Source organism: Candidatus Vondammii sp. HM_W22 (assembly GCF_022530855.2).
In the GTDB taxonomy this organism is placed as follows: domain Bacteria; phylum Pseudomonadota; class Gammaproteobacteria; order Chromatiales; family Chromatiaceae; genus Vondammii.
Genome location: NZ_CP099567.1, coordinates 1,130,793 through 1,146,450 on the forward strand (window position 1 = coordinate 1,130,793; position 15,658 = coordinate 1,146,450).

A 15,658-nucleotide genomic window follows, 5' to 3' on the forward strand; every position below is an offset into this window, starting at 1 on the left:
TATGTCTTCATACGAAAAATTGAAACAGATTGTAGAAGCGGCTTTGCTGGCTGTTGGCACCCCGCTGACCCTGGATGCGATACTCGAGCTTTTTCTGGAAGAGGAGCGCCCGGACAAAGCGCAATTGAGGGAAGTCCTGAAAGAGCTCCAGGAAGACTACCAGGGCAGAGGCATAGAAGTGGCAGAAGTGGGTGGTGCCTTCCGTATTAATGTGCGGGCCGAATACGCCCCTTGGGTATCCCGGCTGTGGGAAGAGCGTCCTGCACGTTATTCACGCGCCCTGATGGAGACACTGGCGTTGATCGCCTATCGTCAACCGATTACCCGTGGAGAGATTGAAGATATACGCGGTGTCAGTGTTAGCAGCAACATTGTGAAAACCCTCATGGAGCGTGAGTGGATCCGGGTGGTTGGACAACGCGATGTACCTGGAAGGCCCTCTCTCTATGCGACTACCCGGGAGTTCCTCAATTATTTCAGCCTGAATGGCTTGGGTGATCTGCCCACGCTACAGGAGATCAGGGATTTCGACTCGATCAACCGGGAGCTGAAATTGGAAGATCCCGGATCAGATGTGGCTGAAGCGTCTCAAGATGAGGACGCAGTGGAAACTCCCGAGAAGATAGCCATCGAAGATGGGGCAGCTGTGGAAATTCCTGAGAAGATAGTCATCGAAGAGGAGACGAATCAGCGTGAAATAATTGAACCTGAGCAGGGTGAAAATGCCCTGGATCCTTCCGCTGAAGCTCATCCCGATGATCATTCTGTTGTGACATTGCCGTCTGCCAGTGAGGCCGAAGAAGAAGGGGCAGAAGAGAAATCTGGAGAACCAAACCGTGACTAAAGATAAGAAATTGCTCGGTGAGCGTTTGCAGAAAGTACTTGCCAATGCAGGTTTTGGCTCCAGGCGTGAGCTTGAGAGGCGAATTGAAGCTGGAGAGGTAGAGGTCAATGGAAAAGTGGCTCACCTGGGTGATCGGATGGTTCCTGAAGACAGGATTTTTATCTGCCGTCGGCCAGTAGGTACAGCAAGGTTACAGCTTGTAGCTCAGAAGGTGATTATCTATAACAAACCGGAAGGCGAAGTGGTAACACGGGATGATCCGGAAGGGCGTCCAACCGTTTTCCGGCGATTGCCTCGTCTGAAAACTGGCCGCTGGGTCTCCGTGGGCCGATTGGATATCAACACCAGCGGTTTACTGCTGTTTACCACCGACGGTCAGTTGGCGAATAAACTGATGCACCCATCCCAACAGATCGAACGGGAATACGCTGTGCGTGTCTTTGGTGAAGTCACCGAAGAGATGCTGCAGCAGATGGTCGATGGTATGGAACTCGAGGATGGCCACGCACGTTTTGAAGAGATTGTAGCGTCAGGTGGTGAAGGTATTAACCGCTGGTTTCATATTGTTATTATGGAAGGGCGTAAGCGCGAAGTCAGACGGCTTTGGGAAGCGGTAGGTGCCAAGGTTAACCGGCTTAAACGTGTGCGTTATGGTCCGATTATTCTCGATAGCAGTCTCTCGATTGGACGTTCCCGTGAATTAACCAGTGAAGAGCTGGATTTATTGTTGGCGGTGGTCGGTGAGAAAAAAGCAAAACGGCAGCGTCAGCCTGTATCCAGGGCGAAGCCCCGAAAGGCGGTAAAACAGCGAAAACACATCCACGAATCACCGGAGAGCGGAAAGCCACGTCGTACCGGGCGTGGAAAATGGCCGGATAAAACTTGAAGCATCAGCCTTTTATCAAAACGTTTCTGGGCGGTGACTACGCTAGGTTTTTTCGCAGAATGTCTCCAGCTGGCACAGTTTGCATTGTGGCTTACTGCTACAAACCAGCTTCGCATGTTTTACAATAACGGCGTGATATTCATTGAATAGTGCTACATCGGCACCTAAAGCCCGCTCAAAGCCCGAGCGCAGCACCTCATATTTTTCATTTCCGGTTGCAATGCCAAGACGGGAAAAGAGCCTTCGTGTATAGGTATCGATAACGAAGACCGGTCGACCAAAGGCGTAAAGAAGAATGTCATCAGCAGTCTCCGGACCAATGCCATTGATATCAAGAAAGGCCTTTCTGAGTTTATCCGTCGGCATGCTGGTAAGGGCTGTTTGATTGTCAGATGTCTGTAAAAAAACGCAGAGGTTTTTCAGGCGTCGGGCCTTAACATTAAAGTAACCTGCCGGGCGGATCAGGTCGGCCAGCTGTTCGTGTGAGAACTTCAGCACCATTTCCAGAGAGAGTGAATCAGCCAATTTTAAATTGTTGATGGCTCGCTCTACATTGGTCCAGGCACAGTTTTGTGTCAGGACAGCGCCCACCATGATTTCAAATGGACTGTCGCCCGGCCACCAGTGCTGAGGGCCATATTTGGAGAACAGCAGCTCAAACACCCTTCGCAGTTCTGCTTCCTCAGGATTAAAAGACATAGCTGGTTATCTGGAAAATGCTAAGTACTCAAATAAAAAAGCCTGCCGCGATTTCCCGTGGCAGGCTTTGATCAGCTTGATATCAAGTCAGGCGTTATTGATTGAATGGAGGTTTGCTGCATGCAGCCCTTTCGGGCCTTCTTCAAGTTCGAACTGGACTTTCTGCCCCTCCTTCAATGTTTTATAACCATTCATAGCGATGGCTGAAAAGTGGATAAAAACATCTTGCTCGCCCTGGTCAGGGCTTACAAAACCATACCCTTTAGCATTGTTGAACCATTTTACGGTACCGGTGTTCATAACGCATACCCCTCCTAACTACTCTACTTCTACATGGTGGCTCTGCCACTCCTCTGTGTAATCAGACTTTTTTGTCTACCTTACTAGGAATTGCACAGGAAATGCCAAAAGCGGGAGGCTGGTTGGATTTTTACAGGCAAACTGCAAGATCCACTTCTTATAATCCCTCTAGTTTCAGAGTACAGATTTTGGTACCAAGTGGTCAAACTATTGATTCTTTCTTATTGATTTATAAGGAAATAATAATAAATTTTAATGAACAGATCTGGTGAGGGTTGAATATTGTAAAAACAGGCCATCTAATGACTCTGGAGGTTTTACCTCCCTCTCATATGAGTGATATTTAGAGCGGGTCAGAGAAAAGATCAAAAAAACCAAAGTGTTGCAGTCCTTTTCAACAGAGTGTAGCTAGCCGCCCAGAATTATTTATAACCACATGATAAATATGAATTAATAAGCTATTTATGATAAGGGTGCCTCTAAAAATCCGAGAAAGGCCAAGAGTTTCTAGTAAATCGGGAGAGCCCGGTATCTTCACGTTGGCCCTGACTTGCCCGATGCTACGCACTAGTCGATTGGCCTGCTGGGCAAACTCTTGATCGTTTTCGGTTTGCCTCTTGCCCTGTTCATTCAAGGGGCGTTTGCGTGTCGACGTGCGATGAATCTGACTGTGGTAATGCGCACTCCAGGCCCCGGTAAAGCGGCTTCCCGTTCTACACTGCGGTAAGCAGAATCGGCCCAGATACGGCCATTACTCTTGTTCTCGTCCAGCAGTTCCTCGAAGACCTGACTATCGCAGAACTTCTGCTGATGCGATGGCGTATTTGCGAATGACCTTGTGCTTTCGGTCTATGCAGATGTGGTTTTTGTACCCATAGTGGGTTTTGCCATGTTTCATGGTCCAGCGTGCTGCAACATCCTTCTGGAGGTGCTTGTTATCACTCCATGCCTCAGGGCTATCCCCGGCTTCGATCTGTCTATTCTCCTCTCGCGTATTGCGTTTTTGCTTCCCCCATCTTACCGCGGCTTACACCCTTGAGATACAGCCAGAAAATCGCGGCTTCCAGCGAACGGGTTTTGCGAATATAGAGGGGACCGACGCAGCGTGGAAAGTGATCGGGTCTCCAGATCTAGAGCGTAGCTTGGGTACCTTCACGGTGGGACCTATACCTGTCTGGATGACTCGTTCCGGCAGGCAACCATTGCCTACGACAGCAGCATAACCACACTCAGTCAGTTTGTTGTCCGGCAACTGGGATAACAATGCTTGCAACTCCGCTTCTATCGCTTGTTCAATCAGCTTTCGGGCTCCCATTCTGGGCAACTCTATCAGTGGATCAGCGATCTGCTCTCGACCTTCGATCGAAACAATTGTATTCTTATCCGTGGTGGCGTATCTCAGTTAGTTGTTTGATTACTCTGCAGTTCCAAATCAACCAGATACGTCGCCTTTTTCGGTGCCTGTTAAACACCACTCCTCAGTTGTACCTCAAGTAAAGACATGCACGAACATAATTTTTTCGGCTAGAATTCCAATTATGAGTAAGCAGAACGATATAGAGAAGTCAGGTGGACTTGCTGTTGAGGAGGCGAAACCGAAGCTAAAACGGCCACCGATGTATAAAGTCATCATTTTAAATGACGACTACACGCCAATGGAGTTTGTGGTGCAGGTGCTGGTATCATTTTTCAGAATGAATCAGGAGAAAGCGATACAGATTATGCTCCATGTACATACTTGTGGTGTTGGCATTTGTGGTGTTTTTAGCCGAGATATTGCAGAAGCCAAAGTAGCCCAGGTGAATGATTATTCCCGCAGTAATCAGCATCCTTTGCTATGCAGTATGGAAGAGGCATGAACAAACCGGATCGTCCTGTTGGGCAGATAAGCAGTCAACATCAGATAACAGTCTATCTATAAATTTAAGTCTCTGAAATTTAGGGCTATATGAAAAAAGTAATTAAGTCATGTTGAGTAAAGAACTGGAATTTACCCTTAGTCAGGCTTTTAAGCAGGCCATAAACAACCACCATGAGTTTATGACGGTGGAGCATCTGCTTCTGGCGCTACTTGATAACCCTTTTACTGCCGTGGTTTTGCGTGCCTGTGGTGCTGATACAGAGCAGATGCGCAAGGATATAGGCCAGTTTATCGAAGAGACTACATCGCTACTCCCGGATGCTTCAGAGCGTGATACTCTGCCTACTCTGGGTTTTCAGCGCGTGCTCCAGCGCGCGGTCTTCCATGTCCAGTCATCGGGGCGGGACGAGGTGACAGGGGCCAATGTACTGGTGGCAATCTTCAGTGAGCAGGAGTCCCAGGCAAGGTATTTTCTCAACCAGCAGAATATTGAACGACTAGATGTGGTCAATTACATCTCTCATGGCATATCCAAGGTTTCAGGTGAAACAGAAGAAGACGGCAACCCAGGGGGTGATGAGCAGGTAGTCGAGGCCGAAGTTGAGACCAACACACCGCTTGAAGCGTTTGCCATAAACCTGAATGAGCAGGCGATGGAGGGTAAGGTCGACCCGTTGATTGGGCGCAAGAGCGAGGTTGAGCGTACCATCCAGACCCTCTGTCGTCGGCGAAAAAACAATCCGTTGCTGGTGGGTGAGGCAGGTGTAGGAAAAACTGCGATAGCCGAGGGGCTGGCAAAGAAGATTGTCGGTAAAGAAGTCCCGGATATCTTAGCCGATTGCACCATCTACTCACTGGATCTGGGCAACTTGGTCGCAGGAACAAAATACCGGGGAGACTTTGAGAAACGCTTGAAGGCGGTGTTGTCTCAGTTGAAGAACCAGCCTGATTCGATATTGTTTATCGATGAAATCCATACCATAATCGGCGCAGGTGCCGTTTCTGGTGGAGCCATGGATGCCTCCAATATGATCAAGCCGGTGCTGGCTTCTGGAGAGCTTAGATGCATCGGTTCCACAACCTGTCAAGAATTCCGAGGGATTTTTGAAAAAGACAGGGCATTGGCAAGACGCTTTCAGAAAATCGATATCGCCGAACCCACTGTTGATGAGACCTATGAAATTTTAAGAGGACTGAAGAGTCGGTTCGAAGAGCATCATAATATTCGTTACTCCCACAAAGGTTTGCGTATAGCAGCAGAGCTTGCCGATCGCTACATCAATGACCGTCACCTCCCTGACAAGGCCATCGATGTGATTGATGAAGCCGGTGCTTATGTCCAGTTGCAACCGGTTTCAAAACGTAAGAAGACTATCGGTGTTAAGGATATCGAAGCCATCGTTGTCAAAATGGCACGTATTCCGGCCAAGAATGTTTCGGTTTCAGACGTAGAGGTATTGAAAAACCTCGAGCGTGATCTTCAGCTGGTTGTTTTTGGCCAGGATGAGGCCATAAGCAGTCTGGCAACGGCTATCCGTATGAGTCGCTCCGGTCTTGGCAATGAGCAGAAACCTGTCGGCTCATTCCTGTTTTCTGGACCTACGGGGGTCGGCAAGACAGAAGTGGCGCGCCAATTGGCCAAAATTCTGGGGGTCGAGTTGATTCGCTTTGATATGTCTGAGTATATGGAGCATCACACTGTGTCACGCTTGATCGGCGCTCCACCGGGATATGTGGGCTTCGACCAGGGTGGATTACTCACCGAAGAGATTAACAAACATCCTTATTCCGTCCTGTTGCTGGATGAAATCGAGAAGGCTCATCCTGATGTGTTCAACCTGTTGTTACAGATAATGGATCATGGAACATTGACCGATAACAATGGCCGAAAAGCCTATTTTCGTGATGTGACCATCGTGATGACCACCAATGCCGGCGCATCGGATATGGCACGCTCGTCCATTGGATTTACTAGTCAAGACCATTCCAGTGATGGTATGGAGGCAATTAAGAAAATCTTCACACCGGAGTTTCGTAACCGATTAGATGTGATTATCCAGTTCCAATCATTGCCGCTGGATGTGATTAAGCATGTTGTTGATAAGTTTGTGTTTGAACTGGAAGCGCAGCTGAGCGAGAAAAAAGTATCGTTGATTATCGAGCCGGTAGCCAAGCAGTGGTTGGCCGAACATGGCTATGATAAAACGATGGGCGCGCGTCCCATGGCTCGTCTGATCCAGGCGAAAATTAAAAAACCACTGGCAGAAGAGTTGCTCTTTGGAAAGCTCACGGAGGGTGGACATGTCCGTGTCAGCATTGCAGACAGAGAGTTGGCTTTCGAGATTGAGGGCTGCACCGTACACTAACGACACAGTAATTCAGAATAACGAATCAGCGAGCGCGGTAGGTGATTCTACCTTTACTCAGGTCGTAGGGTGTCAGCTGCACGGTTACCTTGTCACCTGTCAGAATACGTATGTAGTGTTTTCGCATTTTGCCAGAGATGTGCGCAGTCACAACGTGACCGTTCTCCAGTTCTACCCGGAACATCGTATTCGGAAGGGTCTCTGTGACCGTTCCTTCCATCTCAATAAAATCTTCTTTTGCCATTCGGTTTCCTGTTACTACTTGGGCTGTTGGCTGGCTGATCCCGTTACAGAGCCAACTCGACTAAGCCCGCCATTATCGGTAATTAATCCAATAAGGCAAGTGTTTTCGCGCTTTCCGCCCCTTTTTTGTTTCCACTATTAACCCGAAGGACATTTACATATTGATATAACGGGTGGATTTAAGTTGTAAATGCACCACCTGTACTCTTTAGAAAGACTTCGTTGGGTGTCTGGTAATTGAGGCATTTCCGAGGTCGATTGTTGAGCTTTTCCACCACAGTTGAAAGGATTAGATCAGTGATCTCTTCGCCAATCGATTCCTTTAGGAAAGTAATGACGTAGTAGCCCATTGGTATTCTCATCGGCAGCCCCGTTGCCAGAGGGGAATAAGGATCAGCAAAGTAAACATTCATGCCAGTGGCCTCTTCAATTTTCTTGAACTGAGCACATTCTTTACCGTTATCAACCGCCAGGGCTTTACGCTACTTCTCTGGTATGATATTGAAGGTAGAATTGATGTCGCCAGATAATTCAAGTGTCTGCCGATTTGCCGCTCAGTTTAGCGGCAATCAGTACACGGCTCTTTCTTTCCACATGGGTGGCAATGCCACCCGAGCCCTTAGCTCCCTCAACACTATCACCTTCCCAGTGGCCAAAACGACGACGTCACAGGACGATCGTGGATGCTGACACGATGGGGTATCAAACCATGTCTAGTCCCGTATTGCTGCTGTTTTCGACGCTTTTTGTGCTGCTTCAGCAGGTGTTGGTAAAGGGAACCTCCTTGTGTCGCATCCCCATATATCCATCGATAGATACCTTCTGGGCTAATTCGCAGGCATGTTAAATTGCATCCAAAAATGCCCCCCTAAGCGCCATTATTTACGAAGAGCCAGCAGGGGATAAAAGGAGTGATAGACGTGGCACTATTAAGTGTAATGAGGCGGCGACACTGCGATAAGATTAGGGTTCGACAGATAGCCAAAAAAACCAGATTTTCCCATAATACCGTCCGTAAATATCTGACCAGCTGGCTGCATCGGGAGGCACGGCGTAAACGCAAACAGCGATTATCACTAAAATGACTGTCTTATAGCTTATAATCTGGTGCCGCTGGGTCTATACTGGCTCCTATGACCGTGTCGCTACTTTTGCCAGAGATTGGCGGGCGCAACAGCAGGAAAGCTTCACGTGTTCGCCAGTAGCGGCACCTAGGTACTATTGGCCTTTGCTGGAGAAGCTTTTCAGTTTGATTGGAGCGAAGGCTACGTTGTTCTGGGTGGCAAAAGCACCAAGTGACAGATTGCCCGGTTCAAGCTCAGTAGCCGCCGTGCTTTCTTTCTGCGCGCTTATCCCCCAAACCCAGGAGATGCATCTTTGATGCGCACAACCCGGCCTTCAGGGTGCCCGGCGGTGTGCTGGAGCGTGGTATCTACGACACTATGAAGACCGCTGTTGATAAGGTCCGTCGCGGTAAGAGGCGTGCGCTCAATACCCACTTCAAGGTCATGGCCAGAGCCACCCACTGCTGTCCCGCTTTGCAGGCAATAAAAAGGCTTGAATCTCAACAAGTTATTACAATGAAGGTGCGAAGAAACACTGTAATAACAAGAGGATTCAAGCCTTGTCTCATCATAACACTGTGTTCTCTCAAATTCTAAAACTGCTCCCTAGACATGAGTTTTCAGTACTTGCCAACAAGCACGATGGACAGCGCCGCTGTGATGCGATGAATCGCTGGACGCAATTTGTTGCTATGGCCACAGCCCAACTAACCGGACGCGCCAGTCTCCCTGATATTGAATCCGCGCTGGCAAGCCAAAAGCATTTGACGTATCACTTGGGAAGCGGGTCAATCAAGCGAACAACCCTGAGTCGAGCCAATCAAAATCTTTCTTCCGGTTTTTATGAAGAGCTCTTTGGGAAGTTATACGCACGCTGTCAAAGCGGCTCCCCCAGCCATAAATTCCGTTTTAAGAAGAAACTGTTTTCACTGGATGCTTCATTGCTTGATGTGTCGCTCAAGGTATTTCCTCAGGCTGAATACAATAAAATGAAAGGCGCCTACAAATTGCATATTGGGCTTGATCATGACGGTTTGATTCCAGCATTTGCAGCCGTTACTTTGGGTAAAACTGGTGACTAAACGAGTTTCCCTAAAGGCAGTGTGCTCGTCTTCGACAAGGGGTATGCCGACTACACCTGGCATAACCAGTTGACTGAAAAAGGAATATTTTTTGTCACACGAATTCGGAGCAATGCAAAATACTGTGTACTGGAACGACGAACAGTGAATAAATCACAGGGAATTACCAGCGACCAAATTATAGTATACTTCTGATCGGTCTAGAAAAAACAACCCGATGGCGGTCAGACTAGTCGGTTTTTATGATGCCAAAACCAATAAGTATTATGTCTTCATTACCAACCACCTTGACTGGTCAGAAAAGACTATTGCCGATATTTACAAGCAACGCTGGCAGGTTGAGTTGTTCTTTAAATGGATTAAGCAGAATCTCAAGATCAAAGCCTTTATGGGTAACACGGATAATGCTGTCATGACGCAGGTTTGGGTGGTGCTATGTGTTTACCTGATACTGGCGTACTTAAAATTTCAGGCAAGAATCAGCCAAAGTCTTCAGCAGATGAGTCGACTGATCCATCTGGATTTATTTGCTAAGCGAGACTTGATACAGCTGTTTAGGCCTCCGCCGGATCTGCAGATAGCCTCGCCTCAATTGGGGTTATTGTTTTCGCTGAAAAATTAAGTGGGACAGCAGTGCCAGCCACTTCATGTTTGAGTCCGACGTTTGTAACTCAGTCGCAGGCTGGGAGAAGGGCTGGATAGAAAAGAATGTTCGAGACTCCCGCTATCGCCTCTGGCATCAGGCTTCGGCATTTGCGGATCTTGATGTGCTGAACATCTGGCTAGTGCTATAAGACCTTAACAATCTATGACTAGCGTCACTACCCGTCGGTACTGCAGCGTAAGCCCGGTGCGTTGCGCAATGGAGCACTCTTCCAGGAATGCCAGAGAGCTTCCGCAAACTACAAAAACAACGGCTCAAGCATCTCGGTGACAACCAGGATATGGTCAATGTACTGGCACTGGTGCTGCAACATGATGAACGCAAGGTAGAACAAGGCCATTACCACTGCACTGACCAGTGGCAGCCCTTCTAAACAGCACGTTATTAGCTGCCTGGATAAGCCAAGACCGGCATTGCTCAAGCCGTGTCCCGAACTCACGCTGGTAAAGGAATCCAAAGCTGACACAGGCCGTTATGATCACTTAACGGGGGAAACGCCATGTTCGTTGATGCCACGATAGCAACCATGAAGTTACTAAAACTTCACAGTATGGCGCAAAGCATTGCAGAGCTGTCTGAGCAAGCTTCACCTGCTTACAGCAAAGCAGAACCCATACTGCAGCAATGGCTCAAAGCCGAAGTCGCTGAACGAGAAGTGCGTTCTATTCAATATCAAATGAAGCTGGTGCGCCTCCCAGCTCATTGTGAGCTGGGAGGCAAGGTCTTTTGCAACTTTTGCAAAATTACTTTCTTGAGGCGATTATGGGGCTTTAGTGGTGGGCGCAGAAACCCTATATATTGCATCCCAGCCAGTAATAGGGTATGATCCACCCCGGTTTAGCATAGGGTTGTGGTTTAGTTGTATCCTACCTCATCCTGATTGGTAAAGAACCCCGCTGTCGGGGTTTTTTTATTGGCGGGTTTTCGACATTGACCTGCTTCATCGATTAAGGCACTCGTGAATCCCTCCGGGTGCAACCTGAAGTGGGCCGCTAGGCCCATTTTTCATTATGGCGGATTATGGTTGGCGTAGCGGACAGTTTGACCAGATTGATCAGAGAAACCGTTGAACCCATGGGTTACGAACTCGCGGGCGTGGAATATCTGAGCCAGAGGAAAGGCGGCAGCCTGTTGTGCATCTACATAGATCATGCCGATGGAATAGCGATGGGTGACTGTGTGAAGGTCAGTCATCAGGTTAGCGGTGTGCTGGATGTGGAAGATCCGATACATGAGACCTACCGTCTGGAGGTCTCTTCACTCGGGTTGGACAGGCCACTGTTTACTAAAGAAGATTTTGATCGTTTTACCGGCAGTCGGGTTAATATTAAACTGTGTGTGAAACTCCAGGGCAGGCGGCGATTTGAAGGTTTTCTGAACGGTACGCTTGATGATGATGTCCTGGTAACGGTCGACGATGAAAATTTTATTCTGCCGCTGGAGCAGATTGATGAGGCACGGCTGGTGTCGGAGCTCTGAGAAGGGTTTGGATATATTATGAATAAAGAAATTCTGATGGTTGTTGATGTGGTCTCTAATGAGAAAGAGATCGAGAAAGAGGTTATCTTTGAGGCTATGGAAGCCGCGCTTGCGTCTGCGACCCGCAAAAAACACAGCGGTGATATCGATGTGCGTGTGAAGATTGACCGCTCCACAGGTGCTTACGCAAGTTTTCGCCGTTGGGAAGTGCTGGAACAGCCAGATGAGGAAGAGGGTCTTGCGCCTGATAGCCAGATTCTGCTGGAAGAGGCGAGGAAAAAGAACCCAGATATCCATCCAGGTGAATATATCGAAGAGCCGATGGACTCCATCGCCTTTGGCCGTATCGCAGCCCAGACCGCAAAACAGGTGATGATGCAGAAGGTGCGCGAGGCGGAGAGAGCGAAAGTGGTCGAGGCTTACAAGGACCGTGTAGGCGAACTTGTAACTGGCATTGTTAAACGTGCTGACAGGGGTAATATTTTGATGGATCTGGGGGCAAATACTGAGGCCATCATTCTGCGGGATGAGATGATCCCCCGTGAGTCGGTGCGTAACGGCGACCGTCTGCGTGGCTATCTCTATGAAGTTCGTTCCGAGCCTCGTGGTCCTCAATTGTTCATCAGCCGTAGCCGTCCGGAACTCCTGGTCGAATTGTTTAAACTGGAGGTGCCTGAAGTTGGTGAAGGGATGATTGAGATCAAAGGTGCTGCCCGCGATCCGGGTTTGCGCGCTAAAATCATGGTTAAGAGCAATGAACAAAGGATCGATCCCGTGGGTGCCTGTGTCGGCATGCGTGGTTCACGGGTCCAGGCTGTGTCGAATGAGCTCAATGGCGAGCGGGTGGATATCATCCTCTGGAATGATAATCCTGCCCAGCTGGTCATCAATGCGATGTCACCTGCGGAGGTTTCCGCTATTATCGTGGATGAGGAGTCCGACAGCATGACGGTGGCGGTGAATGGGGAGAATCTCTCTCAGGCTATCGGCAGGGGGGGGCAGAATGTCCGTCTTGCCAGCGAGCTGACAGGCTGGGAGCTCAACGTGATGAACGAAGAGGATGCAGCCGCCCAGACTGAAACAGAAGCCAGAGCGCTGCTGGATGACTTTATGGAGCAGCTCGATGTGGATGAAGAGGTTGCCAGTATTCTGGTGCAGGAGGGCTTCTCCACGCTGGACGAGGTTGCCTATGTGCCGATTGCAGAGATGCTGGCAATTGAAGAGTTTGATCAGGATATCGTCGATGCATTGCGAGACCGGGCGAAAGATATATTGCTGACTCGGGCCATCGCAAAAGAGGAAGCGTTTAGCGGTGGCGAACCTGCAGAGGATCTGTTGACCATGGATGGCATGGACCGGGAACTCGCATTTGAGCTAGCTGGCCGCGACATAAAGACGATGGAAGATCTTGCTGAACTGGCGGTAGACGAATTGATGGAAGTTGAGGGTATGGACGAGGAACGCGCTGCGCAGTTGATCATGACGGCGCGGGCTCCCTGGTTCGCGGATGTGAAGCAGGACTAAGGTCCGGGAGGTCCATTCTAATGAGCGATGTAACGGTAAAACAGCTAGCAGAAGATGTGGGGATTCCTAGGGAACTCCTGCTGGTTCAGTTGGCAGAGGCTGGGTTGAAGAAAACGAGCACTGACGATCTCCTCAGTGAGGTAGAAAAAAATCAGCTGCTAGCTCATCTTCGCGAGAGTCATGGCAAACAAACCAAGTCCGTAGCTGGTGCCAAAAAGATCACTCTTAAACGCAGAAGCATCAGTGAGCTTCTGCAGCCTTCACCGAGTAGTGGTCGTGCCCCAACACGTGCTGGAGCGAGTCGTGGGGGCAAAACCATCAGTGTCGAGGTTCGGCGTAAGCGTACCTTGGTAAGAGGCCCATCTGATGCAGAGCAAAAACAGCAGTTGAGTGATGCAGAAGCGGCTCGTAAAGCGCTGGACGAACAGGCAGCCCTGATCAAAGAGAGGGAGGCCACCGATCAGGCGCGTCGTGATGCGGAGGAAGTCAAATTCACATCCGAACGCAGTTCACAGGAAGGAAAACGCAAGGCTGAAGAGGCTGAAGCTCAGGCAGGAGCGGAACCTGCTGCTGTAGCAGCAGTAGCGGAAGAGGTAAAACGCAAAGAGGCAGAGGATGGGGAAGAGGCGGCTCGTCAGGTTCAACTTAAGCAGGAGACCCAGAAAATAGCCGAGGAAAAAACGGGCAAGAAAGGGGCTCACCGCAAAGATGAGCGCGGCGGTAGCCGTGAAAAATCCAAGGGCCGTGGGCGCAATGAGCTACATGTTTCTGCCGACAAGCGTGGCCGCCGCAAGGGGAAACCCGCAAGACATCGATCTGCGCCGGACCGGGCTGGCGATGCCGAGCACGGTTTTGTCAAGCCGACAGCCCCCATCGTGCGCGAGATACCGATCCCGGAAAATATTACGGTTGCCGACCTTGCCGTGCTGATGTCTATCAAAGCAGCCGTTGTTATTAAAGAGCTGATGAAGATGGGTATGATGGTGACCATCAACCAGCCTCTGGACCGTGATACTGCTACCTTGGTAGTGGAAGAGTTGGGCCACAAAGCCATGGCCAAGAAAGAGGAGAATATTGAGACCGAGGTCATCAGTGCTCTTGATGAAGAGCAGGGCGAAAAGACTCCACGCGCCCCTGTGGTTACCATCATGGGACATGTCGATCATGGTAAAACCTCTTTACTGGATCATATTCGCAATACCCGGGTGGCTTCGGGTGAGGCGGGTGGGATTACTCAGCACATCGGTGCCTACCACGTGGAGACGAACCACGGGATGATCACCTTCCTGGATACACCGGGACATGCCGCCTTCTCGGCCATGCGTTCCCGTGGTGCTCAGGTTACTGACATCGTGGTTCTGGTGGTGGCGGCGGATGATGGCGTCAAACCACAGACCATCGAGGCGATTCATCACTCCAAGGCGTCCGGTGTGCCGATGATCGTCGCCGTCAACAAAATCGATAAGCCGGAGGCGGAGCTTGACAAAATCATGCAGGAGCTTTCGCAGCAGGATGTGATTCCGGAAGAGTGGGGTGGCGACACCATGTTCATCCAGGTATCTGCCAAGACCGGTCAGGGAATCGACGATCTGCTCGATACGATTTTGCTGCAGGCCGAAGTTTTGGAATTGACTGCGGTGGAGGATGCTCCCGCCAGAGGCGTGGTCGTGGAATCCAGTCTGGATAAGGGTCGCGGTCCTGTAGCGACCATTCTGGTCCAATCCGGTACCTTGAGAAAAGGCGATATGCTGGTCTGCGGTCAGGAGTTTGGGCGGGTTCGTGCGCTGCTGGATGAGAATCGCAAGCAGATTGATGAAGCTGGTCCTTCCATCCCGGTGGAGGTTCTTGGACTGTCTAATGTACCCAATGCAGGCGACGATGTGATTGCCGCTCCAAATGAGCGAAAAGCACGGGAGCTTGCAGAGACGAGACAGGCGAAAAACCGCGACAGCCGGCTGGCAGCCCAGAAAGCAGCTAAACTTGACGAATTCTTCGCTTCGATGGCAGAGGGCAAGGTCAACTATGTCAACCTGATCGTCAAGGCGGACGTGCAGGGTAGTGTCGAGGCTCTGCGGGAGTCTCTTCTGAAGATTACCAGTGATGAAGTCAAGGTTAAAGTGATCGCTGCTAGCGTTGGCGGCATTAACGAATCTGACGTTAATCTGGCGCTTACCTCCAATGCTTTCATCATTGGTTTCAATGTGCGTGCCGATGTGACAGCTCGGCGGATTGCTGAAGATAAGGGCGTGGATCTTCGTTATTACAGCATCATTTATGAAGCCTTTGATGATGTGAAGCAGGCGATTTCCGGCATGCTCTCTCCTGAGATACGTGAAGAGATTGTTGGTCTGGCTGAGGTGCGTGATGTGTTCCGCTCCTCCAAGTTTGGTGCGATTGCCGGTTGCATGGTGACTGAAGGCAACATCAAACGTCATCTGCCGATCCGCGTGCTGCGTGACAGCGTGGTGATCTATGAAGGTGAACTGGAGTCCCTGCGTCGCCACAAGGATGATGCCAGCGAGGTTAAAGCAGGCACTGAGTGCGGTATTGGCGTCAAGAATTACAATGATGTGAAAGTCGGAGACCAGATCGAAGTCTTTGAACGCACTGAAATCGCCCGGACACTTTGATTCGAGCCTGATTAAG

17 protein-coding genes and 1 pseudogene are annotated in these 15,658 nt (G+C 49.8%); 12 read left to right on the forward strand and 6 right to left on the reverse strand.

Going from position 1 to position 15,658, the window contains the following annotated elements; genetic code table 11:
• Position 1: 1 nt before the first annotated feature.
• Positions 2-844, forward strand: coding sequence for an SMC-Scp complex subunit ScpB (gene scpB / locus MN084_RS06435; protein WP_241086757.1), 843 nt, complete (start codon positions 2-4; stop codon positions 842-844).
• Positions 837-1,730, forward strand: a complete 894-nt coding sequence (rluB, locus tag MN084_RS06440) for a 23S rRNA pseudouridine(2605) synthase RluB (protein WP_241086756.1) — start codon at positions 837-839, stop codon at positions 1,728-1,730. Before scpB ends, rluB begins: the two co-directional genes overlap by 8 nt.
• A 42-nt stretch (positions 1,731-1,772) precedes the next feature.
• Here the strand turns inward: rluB and MN084_RS06445 are convergent, their stop codons facing one another.
• From MN084_RS06445 to MN084_RS19385, 3 genes and pseudogenes are all read right to left on the reverse strand, one after another.
• The gene (locus MN084_RS06445; RefSeq protein ID WP_320416443.1) at positions 1,773-2,393 is read right to left on the reverse strand and encodes an endonuclease III domain-containing protein; all 621 of its coding nucleotides are present in this window, start codon (positions 2,391-2,393) and stop codon (positions 1,773-1,775) included.
• Between the two features lie 123 nt (positions 2,394-2,516).
• Positions 2,517-2,729 carry a cold-shock protein gene (locus MN084_RS06450; RefSeq protein ID WP_241086755.1) on the reverse strand — a complete coding sequence of 71 codons (213 nt, stop codon included), beginning with the start codon at positions 2,727-2,729 and terminating at the stop codon, positions 2,517-2,519.
• 1,004 nt (positions 2,730-3,733) lie between these two features.
• Positions 3,734-4,131: pseudogene (locus MN084_RS19385) on the reverse strand (transposase); the annotation flags it as partial.
• A 136-nt stretch (positions 4,132-4,267) separates the two neighbouring features.
• On the opposite strand from MN084_RS19385, the gene clpS reads away from it, so the two are divergent.
• Positions 4,268-4,588 carry an ATP-dependent Clp protease adapter ClpS gene (clpS, locus tag MN084_RS06455; RefSeq protein ID WP_241086753.1) on the forward strand — a complete coding sequence of 107 codons (321 nt, stop codon included), beginning with the start codon at positions 4,268-4,270 and terminating at the stop codon, positions 4,586-4,588.
• A gap of 109 nt (positions 4,589-4,697) precedes the next feature.
• Positions 4,698-6,956, forward strand: coding sequence for an ATP-dependent Clp protease ATP-binding subunit ClpA (gene clpA, locus MN084_RS06460; RefSeq protein WP_241086752.1), 2,259 nt, complete (start codon positions 4,698-4,700; stop codon positions 6,954-6,956).
• 25 nt (positions 6,957-6,981) lie between these two features.
• On the opposite strand, the gene infA is transcribed toward clpA, so the two are convergent.
• The 3 genes from infA to MN084_RS06475 all read right to left on the reverse strand — a co-directional run bounded on the left by infA (position 6,982) and on the right by MN084_RS06475 (position 8,725).
• Positions 6,982-7,200, reverse strand: a complete 219-nt coding sequence (gene infA / locus MN084_RS06465) for a translation initiation factor IF-1 (protein ID WP_005959039.1) — start codon at positions 7,198-7,200, stop codon at positions 6,982-6,984.
• Between the two features lie 178 nt (positions 7,201-7,378).
• Positions 7,379-7,612, reverse strand: a complete 234-nt coding sequence (locus MN084_RS06470) for a hypothetical protein (protein ID WP_241086751.1) — start codon at positions 7,610-7,612, stop codon at positions 7,379-7,381.
• A gap of 936 nt (positions 7,613-8,548) precedes the next feature.
• Entirely contained in the window at positions 8,549-8,725 is a 177-nt protein-coding gene (locus MN084_RS06475) for a hypothetical protein (protein WP_241086750.1), read from the reverse strand.
• Between the two features lie 98 nt (positions 8,726-8,823).
• Here MN084_RS06475 and MN084_RS19390 point away from each other — a divergent pair, with 98 nt between their 5' ends.
• The 8 genes from MN084_RS19390 to infB all read left to right on the forward strand — a co-directional run bounded on the left by MN084_RS19390 (position 8,824) and on the right by infB (position 15,642).
• Positions 8,824-9,345, forward strand: a complete 522-nt coding sequence (locus MN084_RS19390) for a DUF4372 domain-containing protein (RefSeq protein WP_445083898.1) — start codon at positions 8,824-8,826, stop codon at positions 9,343-9,345.
• 21 nt (positions 9,346-9,366) lie between these two features.
• Positions 9,367-9,540, forward strand: a complete 174-nt coding sequence (locus MN084_RS19395) for a transposase (protein ID WP_445083899.1) — start codon at positions 9,367-9,369, stop codon at positions 9,538-9,540.
• Between the two features lie 22 nt (positions 9,541-9,562).
• On the forward strand, positions 9,563-9,967 hold the full coding sequence (locus MN084_RS19400) for a transposase (RefSeq protein WP_445083900.1): 405 nt from the start codon (positions 9,563-9,565) through the stop codon (positions 9,965-9,967).
• Positions 9,968-10,226: 259 nt separating this feature from the next.
• Positions 10,227-10,382 (forward strand): hypothetical protein, encoded by a 156-nt coding sequence (locus MN084_RS06485; protein ID WP_241086749.1) that lies wholly within the window; start codon positions 10,227-10,229, stop codon positions 10,380-10,382.
• Between the two features lie 126 nt (positions 10,383-10,508).
• Positions 10,509-10,835, forward strand: coding sequence for an ATP-binding protein (locus MN084_RS06490; protein ID WP_241086748.1), 327 nt, complete (start codon positions 10,509-10,511; stop codon positions 10,833-10,835).
• 248 nt (positions 10,836-11,083) lie between these two features.
• Positions 11,084-11,488 carry a ribosome maturation factor RimP gene (gene rimP / locus MN084_RS06495; RefSeq protein WP_330178527.1) on the forward strand — a complete coding sequence of 135 codons (405 nt, stop codon included), beginning with the start codon at positions 11,084-11,086 and terminating at the stop codon, positions 11,486-11,488.
• An 18-nt stretch (positions 11,489-11,506) separates the two neighbouring features.
• Entirely contained in the window at positions 11,507-13,012 is a 1,506-nt protein-coding gene (nusA, locus tag MN084_RS06500; RefSeq protein ID WP_241086746.1) for a transcription termination factor NusA, read from the forward strand.
• Between the two features lie 20 nt (positions 13,013-13,032).
• On the forward strand, positions 13,033-15,642 hold the full coding sequence (gene infB, locus MN084_RS06505) for a translation initiation factor IF-2 (RefSeq protein WP_241086745.1): 2,610 nt from the start codon (positions 13,033-13,035) through the stop codon (positions 15,640-15,642).
• Positions 15,643-15,658: the final 16 nt, after the last annotated feature.